19 protein-coding genes are annotated in these 24,731 nt (G+C 59.6%); 9 read left to right on the top strand and 10 right to left on the bottom strand.

The window, feature by feature from the left end:
- Nucleotides 1-5: 5 nt before the first annotated feature.
- From K315_RS0107865 to K315_RS0107855, 3 genes are all read right to left on the bottom strand, one after another.
- Nucleotides 6-791, bottom strand: a complete 786-nt coding sequence (locus K315_RS0107865; protein WP_029576953.1) for a TraX family protein — start codon at nucleotides 789-791, stop codon at nucleotides 6-8.
- Nucleotides 792-921: 130 nt separating this feature from the next.
- Entirely contained in the window at nucleotides 922-1,665 is a 744-nt protein-coding gene (locus K315_RS0107860; protein ID WP_033520873.1) for an HAD family hydrolase, read from the bottom strand.
- A 322-nt stretch (nucleotides 1,666-1,987) separates the two neighbouring features.
- Nucleotides 1,988-3,598, bottom strand: a complete 1,611-nt coding sequence (locus tag K315_RS0107855; protein ID WP_029576951.1) for an alpha-amylase family glycosyl hydrolase — start codon at nucleotides 3,596-3,598, stop codon at nucleotides 1,988-1,990.
- Nucleotides 3,599-4,100: 502 nt separating this feature from the next.
- Here K315_RS0107855 and K315_RS0107850 point away from each other — a divergent pair.
- The 5 genes from K315_RS0107850 (at nucleotide 4,101) to malQ (ending at nucleotide 12,462) form a co-directional block, all read left to right on the top strand.
- On the top strand, nucleotides 4,101-5,366 hold the full coding sequence (locus K315_RS0107850) for an extracellular solute-binding protein (protein ID WP_029576950.1): 1,266 nt from the start codon (nucleotides 4,101-4,103) through the stop codon (nucleotides 5,364-5,366).
- 112 nt (nucleotides 5,367-5,478) lie between these two features.
- Nucleotides 5,479-6,885 carry a carbohydrate ABC transporter permease gene (locus K315_RS0107845; RefSeq protein WP_029576949.1) on the top strand — a complete coding sequence of 469 codons (1,407 nt, stop codon included), beginning with the start codon at nucleotides 5,479-5,481 and terminating at the stop codon, nucleotides 6,883-6,885.
- Nucleotides 6,882-7,778: a sugar ABC transporter permease gene (locus K315_RS0107840; protein WP_029576948.1), complete on the top strand. Its 897-nt coding sequence runs from the start codon at nucleotides 6,882-6,884 to the stop codon at nucleotides 7,776-7,778. Before K315_RS0107845 ends, K315_RS0107840 begins: the two co-directional genes overlap by 4 nt.
- Before the next feature lie 158 nt (nucleotides 7,779-7,936).
- On the top strand, nucleotides 7,937-9,928 hold the full coding sequence (gene pulA, locus K315_RS0107835) for a type I pullulanase (RefSeq protein ID WP_029576947.1): 1,992 nt from the start codon (nucleotides 7,937-7,939) through the stop codon (nucleotides 9,926-9,928).
- 320 nt (nucleotides 9,929-10,248) lie between these two features.
- Complete coding sequence (gene malQ / locus K315_RS0107830; protein WP_029576946.1) at nucleotides 10,249-12,462, top strand: 4-alpha-glucanotransferase; 2,214 nt, start codon at nucleotides 10,249-10,251, stop codon at nucleotides 12,460-12,462.
- A 227-nt stretch (nucleotides 12,463-12,689) separates the two neighbouring features.
- On the opposite strand, the gene K315_RS0107825 is transcribed toward malQ, so the two are convergent.
- The 3 genes from K315_RS0107825 to K315_RS0107815 form a co-directional block, all read right to left on the bottom strand.
- Nucleotides 12,690-13,403, bottom strand: a complete 714-nt coding sequence (locus K315_RS0107825; RefSeq protein WP_029576945.1) for a YesL family protein — start codon at nucleotides 13,401-13,403, stop codon at nucleotides 12,690-12,692.
- A gap of 304 nt (nucleotides 13,404-13,707) precedes the next feature.
- Nucleotides 13,708-14,568 carry a carbohydrate ABC transporter permease gene (locus tag K315_RS0107820; protein ID WP_420796728.1) on the bottom strand — a complete coding sequence of 287 codons (861 nt, stop codon included), beginning with the start codon at nucleotides 14,566-14,568 and terminating at the stop codon, nucleotides 13,708-13,710.
- Nucleotides 14,565-15,419 (bottom strand): carbohydrate ABC transporter permease, encoded by an 855-nt coding sequence (locus K315_RS0107815; protein ID WP_029576943.1) that lies wholly within the window; start codon nucleotides 15,417-15,419, stop codon nucleotides 14,565-14,567. The genes K315_RS0107820 and K315_RS0107815 overlap by 4 nt, the downstream gene beginning before the upstream one ends.
- Nucleotides 15,420-15,746: 327 nt before the next feature.
- Here K315_RS0107815 and K315_RS0107810 point away from each other — a divergent pair, with 327 nt between their 5' ends.
- Nucleotides 15,747-16,769 (top strand): LacI family DNA-binding transcriptional regulator, encoded by a 1,023-nt coding sequence (locus K315_RS0107810; protein WP_015451213.1) that lies wholly within the window; start codon nucleotides 15,747-15,749, stop codon nucleotides 16,767-16,769.
- Nucleotides 16,770-17,171: 402 nt separating this feature from the next.
- Here K315_RS0107810 and K315_RS0107805 read toward each other — a convergent pair whose 3' ends face one another.
- Both K315_RS0107805 and K315_RS0107800 read right to left on the bottom strand, forming a co-directional pair.
- The gene (locus K315_RS0107805) at nucleotides 17,172-18,503 is read right to left on the bottom strand and encodes an ABC transporter substrate-binding protein (RefSeq protein ID WP_029576942.1); all 1,332 of its coding nucleotides are present in this window, start codon (nucleotides 18,501-18,503) and stop codon (nucleotides 17,172-17,174) included.
- A gap of 402 nt (nucleotides 18,504-18,905) precedes the next feature.
- Nucleotides 18,906-19,604 carry a histidine phosphatase family protein gene (locus tag K315_RS0107800; protein ID WP_029576941.1) on the bottom strand — a complete coding sequence of 233 codons (699 nt, stop codon included), beginning with the start codon at nucleotides 19,602-19,604 and terminating at the stop codon, nucleotides 18,906-18,908.
- 174 nt (nucleotides 19,605-19,778) lie between these two features.
- Between K315_RS0107800 and K315_RS09755 the strand changes: the two genes are divergently transcribed.
- Both K315_RS09755 and K315_RS0107790 read left to right on the top strand, forming a co-directional pair.
- On the top strand, nucleotides 19,779-20,225 hold the full coding sequence (locus K315_RS09755; protein WP_029576940.1) for a DUF4235 domain-containing protein: 447 nt from the start codon (nucleotides 19,779-19,781) through the stop codon (nucleotides 20,223-20,225).
- A 256-nt stretch (nucleotides 20,226-20,481) separates the two neighbouring features.
- Nucleotides 20,482-21,258, top strand: a complete 777-nt coding sequence (locus tag K315_RS0107790; RefSeq protein WP_033520876.1) for a nitroreductase family protein — start codon at nucleotides 20,482-20,484, stop codon at nucleotides 21,256-21,258.
- A 123-nt stretch (nucleotides 21,259-21,381) separates the two neighbouring features.
- On the opposite strand, the gene K315_RS10770 is transcribed toward K315_RS0107790, so the two are convergent.
- Both K315_RS10770 and K315_RS0107780 read right to left on the bottom strand, forming a co-directional pair.
- Nucleotides 21,382-21,633 (bottom strand): hypothetical protein, encoded by a 252-nt coding sequence (locus tag K315_RS10770; protein WP_029576938.1) that lies wholly within the window; start codon nucleotides 21,631-21,633, stop codon nucleotides 21,382-21,384.
- Nucleotides 21,634-21,753: 120 nt separating this feature from the next.
- Complete coding sequence (locus K315_RS0107780) at nucleotides 21,754-23,292, bottom strand: MFS transporter (protein ID WP_029576937.1); 1,539 nt, start codon at nucleotides 23,290-23,292, stop codon at nucleotides 21,754-21,756.
- Between the two features lie 441 nt (nucleotides 23,293-23,733).
- Between K315_RS0107780 and K315_RS0107770 the strand changes: the two genes are divergently transcribed.
- Nucleotides 23,734-24,591 carry an aldo/keto reductase gene (locus K315_RS0107770; RefSeq protein ID WP_033520878.1) on the top strand — a complete coding sequence of 286 codons (858 nt, stop codon included), beginning with the start codon at nucleotides 23,734-23,736 and terminating at the stop codon, nucleotides 24,589-24,591.
- Nucleotides 24,592-24,731: the final 140 nt, after the last annotated feature.

Here is a 24,731-nt window from a genome sequence, read left to right as displayed (position 1 = left end):
GCGGTTCACACCACCGGCAGCGCGCACAGCAGCAGCGTCACCGGGTACAACGCGTAGAACACCCACTTCGTCCACGGATGGCTGTATCCCAGTTCGTCGCGCCGCGTGTGCAGCATCGCCACGCCGACCGCCGGCATGATGAAGAACACCGCCCCGAGCACACCTGCGGTCATCATCATCGTGTTCTCGTGCGCGTCCAACGCGTAAAACACCAACGCCATGCCGATGAGCAGCACACCCATATTGAACATGCCTTGGCGCAGACCGACATGCAGGAGCAGCGCCCAAGCGAGCCCTGCGGCGGCAACCAGCACAATGGCAGCCCATTTCGCCGCACCTTGTAGGTTCTCGCGCACCCAGTCGACCGCCGCGATCACGATCAGCGCAATCACCAGCGCGAACACCGGGTTCTGCGAGTTCATATCCCAGACTTTGCCAGATGTCGCCATATCGTATGGAACTTCGGAGATGATGGCGAGTGCCAGCAGACGTATCCCGTATTGCACGACGCTATGCGTGTGGCGATACCCTTGCACCAGCAGCCACGCGTACAGGGGCACGGCGGTCCAAGAGACCACTTCGCAGATGACCAGAACCGTCATCGCGACCATGTCGTCGGATCCGGGCTGATACCCGAGCATGGACGGCAGGATGGTCGTGCCGATGGTGGCAAGAAGCACAAACAGCCACCCGACGGTTTTCACGCGGAATGTCGTCATTCCCCGCCGGCGGTTACGCCCTCCGCGCGCCGCCTGATTGTCCGCGTATTCCTCCGTCACGGTGTCTTCCATATCCGGTTTGCACCACCTATCCGTCAGTCGTGTCCATGACTCCGGCGGCGTGGCCTGAATGCCGCGGCCGCCGGCAACTGGGGGACATTATCCCATACAGTACTGGAGGCCGTCTGCAAATGCGGTGTTTTCACTCGCCAAGCACAAAAGCGGTCAGCGCACCGTAATCGGCGCCGTTGAGGGAAAGCACCGCCTGTTCGCAGATTTCAGGATCGTCCTGCCGCGAAATCGCGGTGTGCAAGTAGACCCCGTCGATGCCTACAGAGGCGGCACCCTGGATGTCACACCGCTCCTCGTTGCCGACCATCAGCGCACGATCAGGCGTCGTGTACTCGTATTCCAACGCGCGCAGGAAGAACTTCGGCGATGGCTTGCGCATGCCTTCCTCACTGGAGATGACAATGCGGTCGAGGGCCTTGTTCAGTCCGGTCACCTCGATTTCAGGACGCGTATAGCAAGCTTGCGCGTTGCTGGCGAGCACGGTGCGGATGCCGGCTTCGCGCAGTTTGCCGAGCATCTCGAGGGCGCCGGGGTACAGGCCGAACTTGCTGGTGCTGGCCTTGCGGAACACCCACGCGGCCTTCGCAGCGAGCTGCGGCGAAGCCATTGAACCGCCGGCCGCATACAAGCGCTGGAAGACCGGTAACACGTCAGGCTCCACCCAATCGGGGTGTTCCGCGCCCTTGCGCGCTTCCTGTACATTGACCGCATTGAGCTGGTCGAAACTCGCTTTCAAATGGGCTGCGTCATCGTAATGGGCGCCCGTGGCATCGAGGAACTCCCACAACTCCTGCCACGGCTTCGCCGCCTGTTCGTCCGTGTGGATGTCAATCAATGTCCCGTACAGGTCGAATAGCACCACCTCGTATCGCATAGTCACGCTCCTCGCTCCTCCAAATCATGTGCTTTGCAGTACCCACCAGATGACGGACGTCGTGACGGCCCGCTTCAATTCAACCGGTTTTCCTGCCATTGTACGCAGAACAATGATGTCATGACGCGCATATGGGCGGTTTTGTGGAATGACGGCGGGCGGATGCATGTTAGGTCTGAACGGCACCATGCACCAGACCACGCTGGAACACTGGCCGAACCGTGTGGCATACCGCCGGGACCTGCGCATCCGCCCGCAATCGGACGATCAAACGACCAAACGGCCAATAACGGCCGAACGGTCGCAAACAGCCAGGCAACCGTCACACGTGTACAATCACGAAACTCTGCGGTCCCAAGGTCACTTCGCTGCCGCGCGCCTGCGCATTGCCCAGACACAGCAGAACGGTCGGGTCATTGGCCTTGTCGCCTTGCGCGGGGACGGTGATTGTTTCGGTATTCAGCCCCGGGTTCATCGCGACGACGAGACGCTCCGAACCGTCTTCCGCCACCCGCGAATAGGCGAAGGACCGCCCCTGCTCGGGTTGGGCGAGCACGACGAGCGGCGCCTTGGCCCGCAGCGCGCGATGGTCGGCACGCAACGACAGCAGAGCGCGCACCCATGCGAGCATGGAATCGGTCTCCCGCTCCTGTTCGGCCACGTTCGGCGCATCCTCAGCCGGGTCGACCGGCAGGTAGAGCAAATCCGAGTCCGCGCTGGAGAATCCCATGTTCTTCGACCTGTCCCACTGCATGGGCGTGCGGCTGCCGGTGCGCGCGTACCCGCCTTCCTTGGTCGGCAGATCGCGGTAGCGCATGCCGATTTCGTCGCCGTAATAGATGAACGGCACGCCCGGCATGGTCAGGAACATACCGAACGCCACCTGCTGCTCACGTTTGGTCAGACGCGGCGCGAGACGCGGCGTGTCGTGATTGCAGGTGATGAAGCAGAAATACCCTTTGCCGCGGATCGCCTGATACTGCGGGATGTACTGGCTGAGGAACTCCTGCACACTTCCGCCGCCCTTGGCACTGAAATAGCTGTGGTCGTCCGCGGTGTCGAGCGCATTGTCCGTGTTCCGCGCGAGCAGGTTGTAGCCGTTCGGATTGCCGCCGAAACGCCAGTCGAGGTAGAAGTCCATATCGAAACCGGCTTCCAGGGCCTGTTCGGGCACGCCCCACTCGGAGACGAAAGCCGCCTGTGGGAATTCGGATTTGATGGTGCCGAGCATCTCCTGCCATGCCTTGATAGTCTCCGGCTTGTCCTCACCGTCGTTTTTGACCAGCGAGTTCGCCATATCGACGCGGAATCCGTCGCAGCCGCGCCCAAGCCAGAAGCGCATGACGTCCACCATCGCGTCCCTCGTAGCCTTCGCCGCGGCCGAATCGGTGGAGGACTGCCACCGCCGGTCACGCTTCGCAAAGCCGTAGTTCAGTGCAGGCTGGCATTTGAAGAAGTTCAGGATATATGTGGCGTTGCGTTCGCTTTCCCCGCCGATGAACGGCATCGAGTAACCTTCGAACGCGCTGTCGGTCCAGATGTAGCGGTCGGAGTACTCGTTGCGTTCGGCGCGCTGGCTTTCTTTGAACCACGGATGTTCCTCGCTGGTGTGCCCGGGCACAAGGTCGAGCAGCACGTGGATGCCGCGCGCATGCGCCTGGCGGAACAGCTCGACCAGATCGTCGTTGGTACCGTAACGCGGGGCTACCTTGCGGTAGTCACGCACGTCATACCCGGCGTCCTTGAAAGGCGAGTCGTAGCAGGGGTTGATCCATAACGCGTTGCACCCCAGCGAGGCGATGTAGTCGAGCTTGCCGGTGATGCCGGGAATGTCGCCGATGCCGTCGCCGTTCGTGTCGCAGAAACTCTGCGGGTAGATTTCGTAGAACGCGGCCGTATCCAGCCATGCCGGCCGCGTGAATGTTGTCGTCATGTCGTTCCCTTCTGTCTGGCTTCCGCCGTCCGGCCTGTCTGCCTTGCCGGCACAAGGGCGGATGCCGCGTATGCGACGCTGCGCACGCTTGGGGATGCGCCTTACCAGCACGCACCCGTCTGTGTCTGTTGCACCACTTTGTTCAGTAGTTCAGCAAACGCTAGCACACGAGATGCACTTCGACACTCGCAGACGGTGCAGACATCTCGGAAGGAGTCAAAAACCGCATAATATCAACCCGTAACCGTTGTACCAAAATCATTTCGCCAGGCCCCCACCGCAAAAAGACACGCGAAACCGTGAAATTTGCATCGTTTCTGCGAACGTATGCAAATCCATGTATACTGTGTTGTGGTTCGGAGGTACGCAACAATCCGCCCACTTCGGTGAGCGGGCGTGCATCCGGTCAGATAGCCTGAAGGGGCAGAAGGCCGGGTGCGGACCGCTGCACCGAAAACACACTCGCTCCGCGAAAGCGGGGCGGAATTTTAGGAGGTCAAGGATGACATACATGAAGAAGATTCTGGGCGTCACCGCCGCTGTGGCGATGCTGCTCGGAGCGAGCGCCTGCGGTTCCAGCAACAATGGCGGCACTGCAGCGAAGAGCACCCAGGCAATCAAGCTGACCGTGTGGGGCCCGTCCGAGGATCAGGCGAAGTCCAGCTCCTGGCTGCCCACCATGGAAAAGCAGTTCGAGAAGGCTCACCCGGAGTACAAGATCACGTGGAAGAACGCAGTGGTCTCCGAAGGTGACGCAGGCACGACCGTCAAGCAGGATCCGTCCGCTGCGGCCGATGTCTACATGTTCGCGAACGACCAGCTCGGCACCCTGCTCGGCGCCCAGGCCATCGGCGAGGTTTCCGATGACGCCAAGGCCCAGATCAAGAAGCAGGACGACGACGCCATCATCAAGTCCGTCACCGGCACCGATGGCAAGATCTACGGCGTTCCGTTCACCGGCAACACCTACTTCATGTACTATAACAAGTCCAAGTTCTCGTCTGACGACATCAAGTCCCTCGACACCATGCTCCAGAAGGGCAAGGTTTCCTTCAACCTTGGTAACTCCTGGTACCTGCCGGCCTTCTACACCGGCGCGGGCATGACCCTGTTCGGCAAGGACGGTTCCAACGCGAAGGACGGCATCAAGATGGATTCCGCCGCTGCGACCGACGTCACCAAGTACCTCGTTGACCTGGTCAAGAACCCGAACTTCGTCGTGGACAACGACGAGGGCGCCGGCCTCGCCGCCATGCAGAACGGCACCGTGGACGCCATCTTCTCCGGCACCTGGTCCGCCGCTGACGTGAAGAAGGCCCTCGGCGACAACTACGCCGCAGCCCAGCTGCCTTCCTTCACCACCTCCGCTGGCGAAACCTACCAGATGAAGGCGTTCTACGGCTCCAAGGCAGTCGCTTTCAACCCGAACTCGAAGTATCCGCAGGCTGCTGCTGAGTTCGCCACCTACCTCGGCTCCACCGAGGCTCAGAAGGCCCACTACACCATGCGTCAGATCGTCCCGACCGACAAGTCCCTGGCTTCGACCTACAAGAACGATCCGGCTGCCGTGGCTCAGAACGACACCATCGCGAACACCTCGATCCTGCAGCCGACCATCGCCGCGATGGGCAACTTCTGGGATCCGTGCAAGACCTTCGGCACCGCCATCGTCAACGGCGATGTGAACGCTGGCAACGCTCAGGCGAAGGCTCAGGCTTGGCTCGACGGCTACAAGAACATCGCTTCCACCAGCAGCAGCTCCAAGTGAGCAGGCTCGCGTAAGCGAATAATGTAACAGTGTCTGCAAGACGCCCCGCCCCCGGCTTTGCGGGGCGGGGCGTCTTGCATAGTACCCATCAAACAATCGAAAGGTCGTCCGCATGACAACTGCGACAGCCGCGGCGGGACGCAGAGTGCGCAAGCGTAAGCGCAGCAACTCTGATGGTCTTCAGCCGTCACCATACAGATTCTCCGTGGCGTGGAAGAACGGGGATGTCCTGACACGCCTCTCACTCTTCATCTTCGGCCTCGGCGATCTCGCCCGCAAGCAAATCGTCAAGGGTCTGGCGTTCTTGGCCAGTGAAGTGCTCATCATCTTGTACCTGATCGACAAAGGCGGCACCTATCTGGGCAAGCTCACGACACTGGGCACCGCCAAGCAGACCAAGGTCAAGGTCAACGGCTTCTGGGTCTACCAGGCCGGCGACAACTCGGTCATCATCCTGCTGTACGGCGTCATGAGCGTGTTCGTGCTGCTTCTGCTCATCCTGCTTGCCTCCCTGTCCCTGCGCAGCGCGTACAAGGCGCAGGTCGCCATCAAGAACGGCGAGCGTCCGAACACCATCGGCCAGGACCTGCGTTCCTTGTTCGACCAGAACGCGCACGTCGGCCTGATGTTCCTGCCGACCCTGGGCATCGTGGTCTTCACCATCCTGCCGCTGGTGTTCATGATCTCCATGGCATTCACCAGCTACGACCAGAACCACACGGTCCTGTTCTCCTGGGTAGGCCTGAAGAACTTCGGCACCGTGCTCGGCAACAGCGGCGGCGACGTGAACGCCAAGCTGTTCTTCTCGGTGCTCGCATGGACGCTGATCTGGGCGTTCTTCGCCACCTTCCTGAACTTCTTCCTCGGTATGTTCATGGCCATGATCATCGAGCGCAAGACCATCAAGGGCAAGGCCTTCTGGCGCGCATGCTTCTCGATGTCCATCGCAGTGCCGCAGTTCGTATCCCTGCTGGTTATGCACACCATGCTCCAGCGTGACGGCGCGATTAACCGCTTGCTGGAAAGCTGGGGTTGGATCAGCGGCCCGCTGCCGTGGCTGTCGAACGCCACATGGGCCCGCGTCACGGTTATCGTGATCAACCTGTGGATTGGTATTCCGTACACCATCATGCAGATCACCGGTATTCTCCAGAACGTGCCGACCGAACTGTACGAGGCGGCTGAAATCGATGGCGCCAACTGGTGGCAGCGGTTCCGCAACGTGACCATGCCGTACATCTTCTTCGTGCTCACACCGTACCTGATCACCACCTTCACGGGCAACGTGAACAACTTCAACGTGATCTACCTGCTCACAGGCGGCGAACCGACCCCGGTCGGCGCGTCCGCAGGCAAGACCGATCTGTTGATCACCTGGCTGTACAAGCTGACGGTCGACAAGAACAACTACAACCTGGGTGCGGTCATCGGCATCATGACGTTCATCGTCCTTGCCGTGGTCTCGCTGCTGACCTACCGCAGCTCCGGTTCGTACAAGAATGAGGAGGGCTTCCGGTGAGTAATCCAACTTCTGACACCACAGTCGCCAAGAAGGCCAAGGACAATTCGTACAAACGCCGTATCGCCGGCGATGTCGTCGCCTACATCTTCCTGACCGTCATGGCCGTCATCTGGCTCATGCCGATCGTGTGGGTGTTCCTCGAAAGCTTCAACAAGAACACACAGCCGTACCAGAGCACGTTCTTCCCGACGAAGTACACGTTCCACAACTACGTGCAGCTGTTCACGGAGACCGACGTGATGAACTTCCCGCGCATGTTCCTCAACACGCTGGTCATCGCCATCTTCGTGTGCATCATCTCGCTGTTCTTCGTGCTGTCCGTGTCCTTCTGCATGTCCCGTCTGCGCTTCCGCGGACGTAAGACCTTCATGAACATCGCCCTCATTCTGGGCATGTTCCCGTCCATCATGGCCGTCATCGCCATCTACTTCATCCTGAAGGCCTTCGGCCTGACGGAAGGCGGATTCGTGATCATCGCCCTGATCCTCGTCTACTCGGCGGGTTCAGGCGCAGGCTTCTACGTCATGAAGGGCTACATGGACACCATCCCGATGTCGCTTGACGAGGCCGCCTACCTGGACGGCTGCACCAAGTGGCAGGTGTTCACCAAAATCATCATCCCGATCTGCAAGCCCATGATCGTGTACCAGGCGATTATCGGCTTCCTGACCCCGTGGCTCGACTTCGTCATGGCGAAGGCAATCGCCCGTACCCAGGACAACTTCACTGTCGCCCTGGGTCTGTGGCAGATGCTGCAGAAAGAATACATCAGTCAGTGGTACGCCCGCTTCGCCGCCGGCGCAGTGTGCGTCTCCATTCCGATTGCGATTCTGTTCATCGTCATGCAGCGCTTCTACCAGGAGTCCATGTCGGGCGCAGTCAAGGGCTGATTCCCGGCAATACCAATCAAGGGGGCGGATCCGGGGCATTTAGGCTCCGGGCCGCCCCCTTTCGTATGCGGCCAACAGCCGCGCATCACACACACCATTCAATCTTGACCGGGAATACCCCTTTCTGGGGCAGATACCCGGTATTACAAGGGGAACTCATGTCTTTTGCCGAAGCATCGTGGCCTGATTACGCAGGCCCGCTCGGGTCCCAGCTTCTTGACCACGGCACGGTCTTCACCGTGTGGTCGCCTTCCGCGGCGGCCGTCACATTGCGATTGTTCGATACCAGCGACCCGAAGGACAACCCGTCGGCGACCATCGCGCTGGAACGTGCCCAGGATGGGGCTTGGCAGCATCGCAGCGCCGAGCGGCTCGCCGGGACCTACTACGACTATATGCTGACCTTCCCGGCATCCGCGGTCAGCAACGTGCCCAGCGACGCCATCATCAACGCCGCTGAAGGCACGGTCACCATCCGCACCGCCGACCCGTGGGCCAAGGCGAGCGGTGTCAACGGCGAGCACAGCATGGTTGTCAATCTCTCTTCGACCAATCCCGACGGTTGGCTGTCCGACCGCTCCCCCGACATTCCCGCTTCCCAAACCGTGATCTGGGAGACGCATGTCGGCGATTTCAGCAACGACCCGCACGGCGGATTCCCCGAGGGGCATCGCGGCAAGTTTCTCGCGTTCACCGATGCGCATACGACCTTGGACAACCAGCCCGGAGGATTTCCCACCGGCATCGCGTATCTGAAGCGTCTGGGTGTCACCCACGTGCAAATCATGCCGTTCTACGACTACGGGTCGGTCGATGAGGCGACCGGCAGCCCCTACAACTGGGGGTACGACCCGGTCGCTTACGATGTGCCGGAAGGCTCGTATAGCACCGACCCGTATGACGGGGCGGTCCGCATCCGCGAGTGCAAGGCGATGATTGCAGCGCTGCACCGGGCGGGCATCCGTGTGATCATGGATGTCGTTTACAACCACATGTACGAGAACGACAACGAATTCGAGCGTATGGCCCCCGGTTATTTCTGCCGTCGTGACGATGCCGGCGGGTTCGCCAACGGTTCGGGCTGCGGCAACGACATGGCCAGCGAACGGCCGATGTTCAGCCGATTCATCGTGGACTCGCTCGTTTATTGGGCACGCGAATACCATGTGGACGGATTCCGCTTCGATCTGATGGGCCTGCTGGACACGCAGACCTTGAATCGTGCGCGCAAGGAGCTGGACAAACTGCCGGGCGGCGAATCCATCCTCATGTACGGTGAACCGTGGTCCGCCGACAAGACGAACGCCGAACCGTCGTTCACACTCGCGGACAAACAGGGACGCAAGCTGCTGGACGCGCGAATCGGCTGGTTCTGCGACGAGAGCCGTGACTCCATCAAAGGCAATGTCATGCTCGAACGCAAGCCCGGGTATGTCAACGGGAAACCATCTGAATTCGCTGAACTGGTCCGTCACGCGCTCAACGGCTGGCGCGGCACCGAGGCTCAAGGCAAGCAGGTCGGGCAAACCATCCAGTATGTGTCGGCGCATGACGATCTGACGCTGTGGGACAAACTCTGCCTGACCATGCGCGACGACCCCGCACACGCCGATTATGACGCGACCGGTGATGTGCAGGATATCCTCGCGGCCAACGCGATCGCCGCCGGGCTTGTGCTCACGTCCGCCGGATTGCCGTTCATGCTCTCCGGCGAGGAGTTCACCCGCACAAAGTATGGTTGCGACAATTCCTTCGACCGCAGCGCCGAGCTCAATTGGCTGGATTGGGGCAGGGCGTCCCGCCTGTCGTCGTTGATCGAATGGTACCGCACCTTGATCGGCGTGAGGAAAACCCATCCTGCCTTCTACGACGGGCAGCGCATCGCTTTGGATTGCCCCGAGGATGTGGTTGCCGCACGCGTCGGCGACAGTCTCGCGGTGTGCGCGAACCCGACTACGGATACTGTGACGATTCGTCTGCCTGAGGATGTGCCCTCATCGGGGAAGCATTGGGGTATCCTCGCCGATTCGACGGATGTGGCCGCGCTGTCCGCGGATTTAGGCGCGCGCATTGCCAACGGCGTTGAGCTGTCGGTGCCTGCCCGCACCTTCGTGGTATGCGAGTACGCCGATAGCGGTGTTCTCCAGTAGCGCCATTTTCCGGTAGCGCCTCCAGCGCAGGGCAGCTTCTCAGCCCCGTGTCCGGCGTGTCGTGAGCATGGCGACACGCCGGACACGGGGCTGTTCTCATCGTGGAATGCAAACGATAGTAGGTTTTCACCTTCAAACATGCGGGAATCGCAGGAAGTGACCCGCCATTCATCAAGCAATTCAACGCTCCGCGCGCATTGCAAACGATTTCAATACGCGCTAGAATATCAATATCCAGATTCGGCGGCTGTCCCAATGACGGTCAAAGCCGCCGGCAGGAACCTGTCATCGCATACTCGAGAGGAGCGAAGGAGCGCATTATGTCCGATCAGACGGTATCGTCGCCATCCAGCCAAGACGCCCGGCGGGAAGAAAGCCTGGAACGTCTCGCGCGGCCATTAATCAGGCTTGCCAAAGCAAGCGGAATTTCCACCTCGTATATCGACCAGCTCGGCACATACGTTGAGATCAGGGATGAAGTGCTGGTGAGCGTGCTTGCCGCACTCGGTGTCGACGCTTCCAGCGACGACGCCATCGAAGCGTCGCTGGAAGCCTCCCACCGCGCCTCCTGCGACCAGCTGGCGCCGCCGACGGTTGTGGTGTTCTCAGGCGCCGCGACCCGCGTGCCGGTCCATGCGGCCACGGCGGCCCCCGAACTGTCGCTCACCCTCGAAAACGGCGAAGCCTATGACGGCGATCTCAACGCTCTGCTCATCAAGGATGCCGACGCAGATCCCGCGATTCCCCACGCGTTCACGCTGACCATGCCGGACGATCTGCCGACCGGCTACCATACCCTCCATGTGACGGACGGCGACCGGTCCGCCGATGCCACCGTTCTATCCGCCCCGGCGCGAATCCCCGTTCCCGAGCCGGTCGCGCAACACCACCGTTGGGGCTGGATGACCCAGATGTACTCCGTGCGGTCCAAGGAATCATGGGGTGTCGGCGACTACGGTGACCTGCGCGAACTGCTGCACGACGCTGGCAAGCAGGGCGCCGATTTCATGCTGATCAACCCGATTCACGCGGGCACCCCAATCCCGCCGATCGAACCATCTCCGTATCTGCCAGAATCGCGCCGATTCCTCAATGTCACGTACATCCGCCCCCAGCAGATCGAAGAGTACGCCGAGCTGAACGCCGAGGATCGCGCACAGGTCGATACTCTGCACGACAGCGTCAAAGCCGCCAACGACAATCCGGATCCATTGGATCTCAACGCGTCCTGGGCCGCCAAACGCAAGGCGCTGTGGGTGATCTACAAACACGGTCGTTCCACGGAACGTCAGGCGGCATTCGAGGCTTTCGTCAAAGCCGCCGGCCCGGACCTCGACGCATTCGCCGCATGGTGCGTGGCGTTCGAAGTGTGGGGAGCGCCTTGGGAAGAGGACAAGAACCCCTGGTTCTCGACACTGAACCGTGATTCGCCTGAAGTGGCCGCGCTCGTTCGCGAGCACCAGGACCTGTTCGACTTCCAGCGTTGGCTGCAGTGGATTGCCGACGAGCAGGTCGCACAGGCGCAGGCTGCCGCGAAAGATGCCGGCATGGCGCTCGGCCTCATGCAGGATATGGCGGTCGGCGTGCACGCGTACGGCGTGGACGTGTGGTGGAATCCAGAACGATTCGCGGTCGGCAGCGTCACCGTCGGCTGCCCGCCGGACTTCTACAACCAGCAAGGCCAGGATTGGGGCCAGCCGCCGTTCAATCCGCGATATCTGGAGCGCACCGGCTATCGTGTCTACCGCGAGATGGTGCATAATGTGTTCGCCCATGCGGGTGCGGTGCGTATCGACCATGTCCTCGGCCTGTTCCGCCTGTGGTGGATTCCGAAGGGTGAAGGCGCCAAGGGCGGAGCGTATGTCACGTACAATTACCGCGCGATGCTCGCCGTATTGTCGATTGAGGCGAGCCGAGCAGGCGGCATGGTCATCGGAGAGGATCTTGGAACGGTTCCCGCCTACGTGTCCCAAGTGCTTGCCGACCATGGCGTGCTCGGCACGGTGGTGGAATGGTTCGCCCGTGTCAACAACTCCCCGACCGCCGGCGACCCGTACGCCGACCCGTCCACGTACCGCAAGTACGCGCTGGCTTCCGTCACTACGCACGATTTGCCGCCAACTGCCGGGTATCTCGAGTTCGAGCATGTCAAGTTGCGCGAAGAGTTGCACCTGCTGAGCGAACCTGTGGAGGAGTTCCAAAAGGCAGCAAGCGCCGAACGCGATGCGATGCTCAAGCTGCTGGTCGACGGTGGCTGGCTGGATGCCGACGCCGCACAGGATGTTTCCGCCCATGAGCAGGAAATCGTCGAGGCGATGCACCGAATGCTGCTCAACGCCCCGTCTCTGCTGCTACAAGCAGCGTTGGTCGATGGCACCGGTGAACACCACACCCAGAATCAGCCGGGTACCAGCACGGAATACTGCAACTGGCGCGTGCCGCTGCATGATGCCGATGGCAATCTGGTCCATACGGATGAGGTGTTCAAGAATCCACGCGTGCTGTCGCTGGCTGCCGTGATGCGCGGCGAGTGATGGCGTAATCCGCGGCCGGTTGCGGGTCGTGAATCGCGCATCCGTGAATCGCGGGTCGCAGGTCGCGGATGCGCTCGAGAATCCGTTCCAGCGCGGATTGATTACGCTCAGGGCTGCCTGTCTTCTTCCTCCTTGAAGACAGGCGGCCCTGTTTGCGTATGTTGCGGATGCTGCGGATGTCCGGGATGTATAAGGGCGTCCGGGATGCGCCGATGTCATGCCTGTGTTCAGGCGTGTTGTTCCGACTTAACGTCTACAGCATGATTATCAGTTTCCGCGGTGTCGTCGGGCTGATCAGTTCCGCCGTTGAGCCAGTTCGCATCATCATGGGCTGTTGCGGATTGGCGGGTATACGGCGCGAACACGCGTTCAAGAAGCGGGATGTGCAGCATCACGCACGTGCCATACCCCATGAGCAGCAAGAGGAACAGGCCCTGCGGCATGTACCGCCAGCATGCGGCGATCAGCGCCAGATAGACCGCATCGATGGCCACCATGCCCAGCGTCGCGACAACGTGGGATACACCGAATACATACGCGTTACCGAGCGTGCGGCCGAAGCTGTTCTCGAATCGTGCCTGCAATGCCCATACCCATTCGAATCCGATAATCCAGACGATGGTGAACGCGAATTTCGGTATCAGCAGCGGGGTGATCTGCAAGAAAATCCAAGCTGCACCAATGCCGGCCGCAACAGGGCCGAAAATCAGCCACATCAGCGTCGATTTCGCGAAATTCTGACGGAATGCACGGAAATAGTTCGATGTGACGTGCCCCTCGCCGATGATGGCGCGACGAGCGGCATCATGCCCGGATGTGAGCGCGGCGCCGATGGTGATGACCGGAATGCTGGTGACAAGCATCAGGATGTTGATCCAGATGGCGTCGACGAGGTTGCTCAGCCCACGCATGAATGGGGAATCCGGGGACAGAAAATGCATGAAGACTCCTTGATGTCGCTGGTTCTCACTCATCCTAGCAACCGCTATCAGCAATCGTTGTCATATGATGCGCCCGTTGGCCCAAGGCTGACACCATCGCATGAGCGATTCCCGCACGCATCGTCAGCCACACCCCCTTTCACAAACTGTCTACGCAAACACCCGCCCCAGCGTAACTAGTTTGGGAGAGACCGGTGTCGTGTGAGCGAATCCTCACACGACACCGCAAAACACCGCAAACACGCTGAAGGCGGGCCAGTCGAAACCGGTCCGCCTTCATTGTTAGGAGTTCAGAGGAAGAATTTCAGCCCTTGACTGCGCCAGCAATCACACCCTTCACGATGTACTTCTGGCAGATCAAGTAGAAGATGATGATCGGCAGGATGGCCAACACCAAGCAGCCCATCATCGCGCCCATATCGACTGAACCATATCCGCCCTTGAGGTACTGCACGGCAATCGACATGGTCTTGTACTTGTTGAGGTCGAGGGTCAGGTACGGAAGCAGGTAGTCGTTCCAGATCCACATGGTCTCAAGGATGGCCACGGAGATGATGGACGGCCGCATGATCGGCACCACGATGTTGAAGAAGATGCGCGGCACGGATGCACCGTCGAGCATTGCAGACTCCTCAAGCTCCTGCGGGATGCCCTTGACCACGCCGGTGAAGATGAACACCGCCAGGCCTGCGCCGAAGCCCAGGTATACGACCCACAGACCCCACGGGGTGTTGAGGCTCAGCATATCGGCGAGCTTCGAGAGGGTGAACATCACCATCTGGAACGGCACGATCATGTTGAACAGGAACAGCGTATACAGCAGACGCGCAGCCCAATTGTCCACACGGACAATCCACCATGCGCACATGGAGCAGCACAGCAGAATCAGCGCGACGGCGCCGACCGTGATGAACACGGTCCAGCCGAAGCTGCCGATGAGGTTTGTGCGCTCGATGCCGGTGGTGTAGTTCTCCCATCCCGCGAAGGACTCCTTGTTGGGCAGGGAGAACGCGTTCTTGGAGATGTACACCTTCTTCTTGAAGGAGTTGATGAACACCAGGACGATCGGGTAGATCCACACCAGGCTGAGGATGCTGAAGAAAATCGTCCAAGCCCATGGGTGATGGACGCGCTCCGAGGCGTCGATTTCCTTTTCGTCGTTCATGCCTCAACCTCCTTGCTGGAAGTCAGACGGTTCTGGATCAGGGCCACAACCGCCACGATGATGAAGAACACAACAGCCTTCGCCTGGCCGACGCCTTCGAAGCCGATGCGGCCGTAGAAGGTGCGGTAGATGTTGAGCGCCACGAGTTCAGAGGCGTTGGACGGGCCGCCGTTGGTGAGCGCGAGGTTCTGATCGTACATCTTGAAGCCGTTGGTGATGGTCAGGAAGGTGCACACGGTGATGCTCGGCATCATGAGCGGGATGATGACGTTGAACAGACGCTGGCGCCCGTTCGCACCGTCAACCTCGGCTGCCTCGATGACATCGGTAGGCAGGGACTGCAGGCCGGCGACGTAGATGATCATCATGTAGCCGATTTGCTGCCAGCACAGGAGCATGACCATGCCCCAGAAGCCGTATGTTGACGAGTATGTGATGGACCTTGCCCAGTGAGCGAGCACGCCATTGAGCAGCAGCAACCACACATAGCCCAGGATGATGCCGCCGATCAGATTCGGCATGAAGAACACGGACCTGAAGACGTTGGTGCCCTTGAAGGCCTTGGTGAGCATGTACGCGATGGCGAACGCCACGACGTTGATGATGATGGTGGTCACGATGGTGAATGCCGTCGTGTACCCCATTGCATGCCAGAATTCCTTGTCCTGAAGCGCCACGCGGTAATTACGCAGACCCACGACATGGGCATCGGTGACCGTCGTGAATTTGCAGAAGCTCAAGTAGACGCCCAAGATGAACGGCACAAGGAAGCCGATGATGAACGCCGCGAAGGTTGGCAACGCGAACAGCGCCCACCAGCGGCGAATGGACTTGCCGGCCATGGTGATCATCTTGCTCTCTCCTCTCTATCTCTCTCGCCGTCACCTCGTAGTGACAACGCTTGCAAAACTAACCTATCCAGCTCGTGGGCGAGCTACTTCGACCCACTCCGCGAGCCAACAATCCTTATGGTACGCGCGTTCCGAGAAAAATACAAACGTTTTCATTTCGGCGTGGCGCTTTACACTTAACCGCCTAAGTGTCTGTAATATAAGACATTCACCAATATTATATTCCAACACTGCTATACTGAGATTATTGATTTTTTCGGGAAATGATTGCAACCGAATGCAAAATGCGCGCCGAGGCGGAACCATTTCCGCCGCGAACCGCAAGATATGAAGGAGCCCACTACGACCGCTACAATCCAAGACGTCGCCAACCGTGCGAAGGTGTCCATCTCCACGGTTTCGCGCTCATTCACCCGCCCCGACCTCGTATCCCCGAAGACGCGTGCGAAGGTGCTGTCCATCGCCGACGAACTGAACTTCTCCATATCCCGTTCAGCAGCGGCACTGAAAACCGGCCAATCGTTGCGTATCGCACTGCTGGTCAGCAACCACATCAGCAACTGGTTCGCCGCATCTGTCATCGAAGGACTCAACGCCGAGTTCTCCGCAGCCGGCTACGATCTGTCCATCATCCAAATCGAAAGTCGCGAGCAGCGCAAGGAATTCTTCGACACTCTGCCCGTGCGCCGGAACGCCGACGCCGTAGTCATCGCATCCTTCGACATCGACAAAGACGAAATCGACCGGCTGAGCAGCATCGACGTGCCAATCATCGGCGTGAATTCCGTGTTGCAAGACGGCTTTTCAGCAACCGTCAACATCGATGACCATCAGGGGTCGATTCTGGCCGCGCGGCATTTGATCCAGCTTGGGCATCGCAGGATTCTGTATATCCGCACGAACCCGGCGCAATCCCTGCATTTCAGCGTGCAGCAGCGTATCGAATCCTTCCTCGGATACTGTCGGGAACAAGACATCGAGCCATCGGTCATCACCGCCGAAGAAGGCACCTACCGCATCGACAATCTCATCACCCAGATTCTGAGTCTGCCGCAGATGCCCACGGCCATCGCGTGCCAGGAGGACGGCATTGCGATTCCGCTGATTTTCCAGCTGGAACGCAACGGATTCTCCGTCCCGTCGGATATCTCGGTGATCGGCTACGACGACAGCACCTACGCGCACGATGTCGGACTGACGACCATCCGCCAGCTTCCCATCGATATGGCGCGGGCCGCCGCACGCAAGACGCTCAAGCTCATCGAGGGCGAGACCGTGGACAAGCCCAACGAGCTGTTCCCGGCGCACCTCGTGGTCCGTTCCTCGACCTCACGAGTGGAAGAACACTGAACCAACCCCACACAGGTTCTAACAAGATTTACGCAAGTTTCGAGTACGAAAACCGGTTATGCCAAAGGCTCCTAGGCATAACCGGTTTTCTATTGCAGCCGATTCGCACGAGCCAGATACGTGCTTTCACGCCGTAGCCACAGCGCACCCGAGTGGATACCTCACAAACTAGCGACGCCCAGACCCAGACCCGCGTAGACAGTTTGTAAGACGACAGCCCGGCACGTCGACACTCATACCAACCGCAACCGCCCGCGACCCACACCACGCCCCAGATACCCCACATAAAGAATGACCCCCACCGCGATCACGGTGAGGGTCATTCCAACCATCAAACAAAGAAGAAAGGAGAAAAACAGGGAGGGCCGGCCGGAAACCAACCGGCCCTCAGATTATCGGGAATCAGCCTTCGTGAGCCGCGGCGTACTCCTTAGCCCAGCCATCCACGAACGCGGTCTTCACAGCGTCCCAGTTGCCGGTGCCCTGAGCGTACTCGAGGAGCGCGTTGCCGAGATCGTTCTTCCACTGCTCGGAAGGCATGAAGGCGAAGTCCCAAGCGACCTGGGTCTTGCCGGACTTCTGATCGTCAACAGCGGCCTGGGTCAGCGGGTTGGTGATCTTCACGCTGTCGAAGGACTTGAACGGAGTGGTCAGGCCCATCTTGTCGCTGATGGAGTTGATGCCGGTCTTCGAGGTGATGACCCACTTGAGGAAGGCAGCGGTGGCCTTCTGGTCAGCCTCGGAAGCCTTGGAGTTGATGCACCAGTAGTTCTCGGAACCGGTGACCAAGCCCTCGTTCTTGTCATCAACACCGAAGTAGATCGGCAGCATGCTGACATCGTCGGCCTTCATGCCGGCCTTCTGCAGGTCGGACCAAGCCCAAGTGCCGTTCTGGTAGAAGGCTGCCTCGCCGAGCGCGAACTCGGAGTTCGCGTCGTCACCGGTCTTGGAGCTCAGCTGCGTCGGATCGGTAGTGGAGTCCTTGAGATACATGTCGAACACGTTCTTGTACTCCGGCAGATAGGTGCCCTTGATGGTGGCCGGCTCGGTGGTCACCTTGTCCTTCTCGAACTCGTAGTAGAGCGGAAGGTTGGCCAGATGGGTCTTGAAGCGCCAGTCGGAGCTGGAATCGAAGCCTGCGGAGGTGAAGGCGCCCTTGATGCCCAGCTCGCTCTTGCGGGCCTGCATGTCGTCGGCGACGGCCTTCAGCGTATCGAAGGAGTTGATGTCGTCGATGGACTTGGCCTTCGCACCGTCAAGGCCGAAGTACTTGTTCAGGATGCTCTTGTTGTAGATGAGGCCATAGGTCTCCATGGCATACGGCACGCCGACGACCTTGTTGCCGTCCTTGAGGGCGACCTTCTTGTTCACGAGCTGCTTGTACGGCTCGGTGTTGGACATGTCAGCGGTGTAATCCTTCCAGTTGGCATAGCCGACAGGGCCGTTGACTTGGAACAGGGTCGGGGCGTTGCTCTTCGCCATTTCGCTCTTGAGCTGCTGCTCATAGGTGCCGGACGCTGCAGTGGACACGGTGACCTCGACACCGGTCTCCTTGGTGTATTCCTTGGCGAGGGCCTTCCACTGGTCTGCGGCTTCCGGCTTGAAGTTCAGGTAGTAGACCTTGCCCTTGCCGTTGTCGCTGCTGCTGGAGCTGCCGCAGCCTGCGAAGGCGCCAACCGACATGGCTGCCACTGCTGCGATGGCGATCGCTGACTTGACTGTACGATTCATCATCGAACCTTTCTCTTCCGCTGTCGTTCCGATATTGCTCGGAAGTCGGCACTTACGTCGTGCCGTTCTGTTTTCGACGTTTCCTATTATGCACGTTCCCCCGGATTTTTGCAAACGATGGCAAGAAAAGTTGTCGGCGTGTCGTGTCTTTCAGCGGACAAAGCGAGCACAAATGGCTTGTTTCAAGGGATTTGCAGAGTTGCACAACATGCAACCGTTTGCTGACACGGCGTTTCTTCTTTGTCCCCTGTCTGAACTGCAATCAACGACGGGCATCAGGCATCATGACGCAGGTTTAACCACCGGGCTGAGCGCCCCGCGACCCCGGCAAACCAGCAGCCCCTGTGCCACTGACTGTCTCGGCAACCTTGAACGGACGAAGCAGCGTCTGCCGCCCGGGCAGAGTTAGCAGTTCCAGTGCACAATCACATGGTCGCCATGATACTGGCCCAACACGCAATAATGCGCCGTGTCAAGCCGAAGCAGCCTGCCGTCGTGCGGATCCACACCCAGCCATTGCGTGGTCAAAATGCGCAGAATATGCGCGTGGGCGACAAGCAATACATCATGCCCGTCATCCAACGCAGCCGAGACCTGCCGAATGACACCGCGCGTACGCTCCGCCGCCTCCGCTAGGGTCTCACCCTCACCGTTGTGCACGGGCACCTGCTCGCCCCCAGGCAATGTGGCGGTCCAGTCGCCGGCGAGTTCCATGCTGACCCGGCTCGGGCCGTCCCGCCACACATCCCATGCGAAACCACTCGCCTCACTGATTTGTTGCCGGGTATGGCCCTCCGCCCTGCCGTAATCCCACTCGGCAAGCCCGTCAAGCACTGTGGCCTGCGGATACCCGGCGAGCGCCGCGGTCTGCCGTGCCCTGCGCAACGGGCTGACGAATACGTGGTCCGGTGCGAATCCTTGCGGGAACGCCTGCAACAGCCGCGCACCGGCCTGCCGCGCCTGATCCTGCCCTGTTGGTGTCAGGGGGATATCGGTGCGTCCGGTGTGCTGCCCCGACACGCTCCACACAGTCTGCCCGTGGCGGAGCAGAATGAGATGACCTTGTTTCGTGGCGTCGTCGCCAAGGAGATGAATTGCAGTCATAGGGGCATTGTACCGCTCAAATGGCCGGATGTCAGGGAAATACCGGAAAACATAAATCGGCATGGCTTTCGGCATGGGACGCGATGCGCAGACCCATGTCCGAGGCCTTTTGCGATGGCTATATTCCCCGCGTCATTGCCACATTGGACGATGGGGATGGCATATCATGAACATATGAGCACAGGCAACGAATCGACCGGACGAGACACGGCCAAGGCAGTTCCAACGTCAGACGGCGCAGGCCACTCGGACCATGCCGTCAATGCGGCCAATGCCACCGGTGCAGGCGGCGTCAATGTGGATGCCATCATCGCGCGTCTGCAAACGGTGGACAATGCGATCGCCGCGTTGAAAGACCGCCGTGAGCGCGACCCCGAAACGCTCGGCGACAAAATCCTGCTGTTCGCACTGCCGACCATTGCCGGTATCGTGGTCGGGCGCATCATGCAATCAGTATGGACAGGCATCGAACGTCGAAGCATCGCCGGTGGAAACACGAAAGCCACGACAAGCCTGTTCGCGAGCTTGTCACGTACCGCGATATCCGCAGCGGTCGCGGCAATAACCAACCAATTGTCCAGCATGGCGGCGCAGTCCATTGTCGCTCGCCATCATCGCTGACGTACAGAAGGTTGGGGCGCGGCGCGTTCGCCAGCACCGCGCAATCAACGTGCAGGTTAGCGTGCGTTCAGCACCGCTATACGTACGCCAGCACGTAATCAACGCCACGGCGTAAATCGACTGCGTCGCAATCATCAGACAGCGCACGCAGACATACCAGCGCCACGACACCTCATTTCTGCAGTTCCTTGCAGATATCTTCACGGAGAGCAAAAGTCACCGGGCAGCCGTGACCTGAGCCTGAGACAATAGCTGTATGAGTACGACTATTTCTTCAAAGCCAGCCGTCGACGCCCTGCTCGAGCGTCGCTCAATCCGTAAATTCAAGCCGGAGGCGATTGACCCCGACACCGTGGACGCGTTGGAATCCGCAGCCCAGCATGCCGCGTCAAGCCAGTTCCTCAACGATTGGTCGGTTATCCGCGTAACCGACCCCGAGCTGAAGAGCAAGCTTGCGCGTATCGGGCATCAGGAGTACATCGCCACCGCCCCGCTGCTGTACGTGTTCATCCTTGACGAGCACCGCAACGCGATGATTGCGCAGGCCAAAGGCGTGGACGTCTCCCCCGAGCGCTTTGCCCTGCGGTACGGATATCGGTTCTCGCAGGCCCAGAACGACGCCGTTCTCGCCTTGCACGCCATGGAAACCGCCGCAAACTCGATGGGGCTGGGGTGTGTGATCCTAGGTTCGATCCTCAATGACATCCCCGAGCTGATCGCCGCGCTGAAGCTGCCGGAATACACGTTCCCGGTGCTTGGACTGGCCATCGGCAAGCCCGATCAGGAGCCGGCGTCCAAACCCCGCATGCCTCGCTCCATGCAGTTCTTCGACAACGCGTACCCTGCGGATGATACGCCAATCAAGGACCTCAAGGCATTCGACGCGGAAGTCCACCAATACTACGATTTGCGCAATACTTCGCGGCCCGTGGATGCGTTCAGCGACCAAATCGCCAGCATCGCCGAGGACGAATCGGCGCTTGATCGCGGGCTGTGCGACGCGCAAGCACAAGGATTCGACCTCTCGCGCTGAACCCTCGCACTGGGCCGTCCTGCTGAGTCGTCCTGCCGTTCATCGCATACAACGATTGAAGGCCGTAGACATCGGTTCCCTAATGTCTACGGCCTTCATAGTATGCACGGTCAGCACGGCGAATCACCGTCTGCGAGGTTTATACCCGCGTTTGCGCGAGTGGGGCTTGCGCGGCCCGTCCATATGGGGAACCGCGTCACGCAACGATGTGTCATGATGCGTCAAATGCCAACTGCCGCAATACTCGCACCGATACACCCACAGCTCGGCGCCACGTTCGCGCCAGCTCTGATCGGCCGCGCGCAACGCCTGCGCTTTATCGTGGTACATGATCTTGTTCGATTCAGTGCACCGTTTTGGAGTGAAGTAATGCATAATACAGCCGAGTGTACGTCGTTTCGCTGAAGAAACACAAGGATACAACGCACGGGAACGTACAGGGGTGCAGACAATGCCGGGCGGCCGGGGACAACAATCCACCGGCCGCCCGGAGCGTCAACTGAGAGCGCCCTCGCGTTTCATATATCTGAACGCATGAACCATGCACAGGCACGCGCAAATCACGACAATCGTGAGGAAGATGTAGCCGTGGTGGGCGCCGGCAACAGTCGCCGCCAGGTACGTGGCGGTTCCCGGCTCGCCATGCCCCGCCTGGGCGGAAGCGAGGAAGACGGACAGAATCGTCGTACTCACCGCGCCCGCAAGCTGCTGGAAGGTGCTGAACAGGGCGTTGCCGTCGACTTTCAACTGGGCGTCCACCTGGTTGAGGCCGCTGGTCATGGTATTGGCGAATGCCATGGAGAAGCCGACCATGAACACGAAGTAGAAGATACCCAACTCCACTGCCGTGGAGGACCCGTTGACGAACACGGAGAACAGCAGCACACCGATCAACGTGACGGCAAGGGCAGCGGAAATCGGTTTGACCGGCCCCTGGCGGTCAAGCAGCGAACCGGACACCGGGGCAAGCATAGCGCCGAACAACGCACCCGGAAGCACGAGAACACCCGAAACCAAGGCAGAAATGCCATACCCGAGCTGCGCAGAGTTCGGAATGACAAAGCTGAAACCGATCATGGAAATCTGCAGCAGTACATATGCAAGCAGATGCCAGCGGAACGGTACGCTGCGCAACACACCGAGCCTGACCAGCGGAGAGAACGAACGGCGTGACAGTTGGGCGAATACCACGAGCGCCACCACACTGACAATCAGCAACACCACGGCTAACACCGCGGTCTTCCCGGCGCCCGAAGCTCCTTGGCTGAATGCGGTGATCGCGGAGCCGCCCTCGTCAATCGCGAATACGAACGCCACGAAGCCCACCGCCATGAGCAACACGTGCAACGGGTTGAGATGCGCGTCAACCGTAGGCGACCCCTGCTGGATATTGGCGAGGCCCAATCCAAGGGCGATGAGCAGGAACGGCAGAAGAATCACGAAAATCCACCGCCAAGGCATGTATGTGCCGACCAATCCGCCGACCGTCGGACCGAGCGCCGGCGCCGTCGCCACAACCAGGCTGCCGACACCCATCAGCTGACCGATACGCGATTTTGGCGCCTGATCAAGAATGATATTGAACATCAACGGCAGGGCGATACCCGTACCACCGCCTTGGAGAATGCGGGCGAGCATCAGCATCGGGAAATTCAGCGTACATGCGCCGACAATGCACCCGACAATGCATAGCACGATGGCAATCAGGAAGATCCGCTTCACAGGAAGCTTGCGCTTGAGATATGACGACAACGGCACCACAAGCGAAACCACCAGCAAATACCCGGTGGTCAGCCATTGGACCGTGGACGTGCTGATATGGAACTCCCCCATCAGAATCGGGAACAGCACATTCATCAAGGTTTCAGTGAGAATGCCGATGAACGCCATGATTCCTGTCGCCAAAATCGAAAGAATCAAGGTCCGCGGAATCGGTTCTGGTTGTGTGATATGGGTATTCTCGGCAGACATGATCGGGGCGGCATCGTGGGATTGCTGCTCTGCGGCATCACGGTTTTGCTGTTGTTCAGTCATGCATAGTAAGGCTGTCCCCAGCTTTCCTTTCTTGGTCTGGACGGCGCAACCGCCAGGCGAGTTTGAACAGATCGTGCGTTCGCGCGACAAGAACATGACGGACAAGCCGTCTGCACTTTCCGTTGACATGCACGCTGCGTTACCGTCATATGGACGGCCTTGGGAAGAATCCTCATCTACCAGTATAGCGAGAGGCCAACGAGGAAGCATGGATGCTCTGGGGCGGCGACTACCCGTCTGCCGGCGAGATTGCCATTCGCCTCCAGCGGAAACGCGGCAACCTCACCGTTCCCACAGACAAGCGTGCTTGACTGGAACCGGCAGGTACGCGCGGCATGCCGTGCGTGCCATCGTGCCACGTATCAACAACCGGGGCCTTGCCGGCAAGACCCGCGCGACGATAGCCATCAAGACATCAGTTGTCACTCATCAGGAGGCATCATGCGATTCACGTCATGCACCGACACATTTACCCTATCGAACGGGACAGCAATCCCATGCATCGGCTACGGGACGTTCGAAACACCGGCCGATGAGGCCCGTACAGCGGTGCGCGAAGCCTTGGAAACCGGGTACCGGCACATCGACACTGCGGCGGTGTACGGCAATCAGGAGGCAGTAGGTGAAGGGATCCGCGATAGTGGAATACCTCGCGACCAGCTGTTTGTGACCAGCAAACTGTGGAACACCGAGCGTGGCTACGAGAACACCCTGAAAGCGTGCGAACAGACGCTCAACGAACTCGGGCTTGACTACCTGGATCTGTATCTCATCCATTGGCCGGCGAATCGCAAGCAGTTCGGGGAACGGGCACAGGAGCTCAATGCGGAGACCTGGAGGGCTTTCGAAGAGCTGTATAAGAGTGGACGCGTGAAGGCAATCGGATTGTCGAATTTCCTGCCCCATCATATTGCATCGTTGATCCCGTCGGCTGCCATCACGCCGATGGTCGACCAGCTGGAAGTGCATCCGGGTTGGCCTCAAACAACTGCTGTGAAGTACTGCCAGGATCACGGTATTCAAGTTGAGGCGTGGGGACCATTCGGTCACAAGGATGTGCTCACGAACCAGACGCTTGTGTCAATAGGCGAAAAGTATGCGAAAAGCAGTGCTCAGGTTTGCGTACGCTGGGCATTGCAACATGATGTGTTGCCGCTTCCGAAGTCAGTGCATATGAATCGGATGCGGTCAAATATAGACGTGTTCGATTTCGAATTGACGGATGAAGACATGCAGGTGATTGATGAACTGCGCGGTATCGGCGGCGCATGCAGTGATCCTGATGCTGTGGACTTCTGATTGCCGGGCTGGTGATTACCGTCAACTGCTGTATCCCGCGCGCTGGGGGCGGTCTCGGCTTTTCTCCCAAACCGGTTGCGTCGGCGGGTTGTCTGGTGTGACTGGTTTGGGTGGGGGTGGAGTCGGGCGTGTGTGTGGTT

This window comes from Bifidobacterium thermacidophilum subsp. thermacidophilum DSM 15837 (assembly GCF_000426425.1).
Classification (GTDB): Bacteria; Actinomycetota; Actinomycetes; order Actinomycetales; family Bifidobacteriaceae; genus Bifidobacterium; species Bifidobacterium thermacidophilum.
The sequence above is the reverse complement of the archived record's forward strand: the minus strand, read 5'-3'. Positions and strand labels throughout refer to the sequence as shown.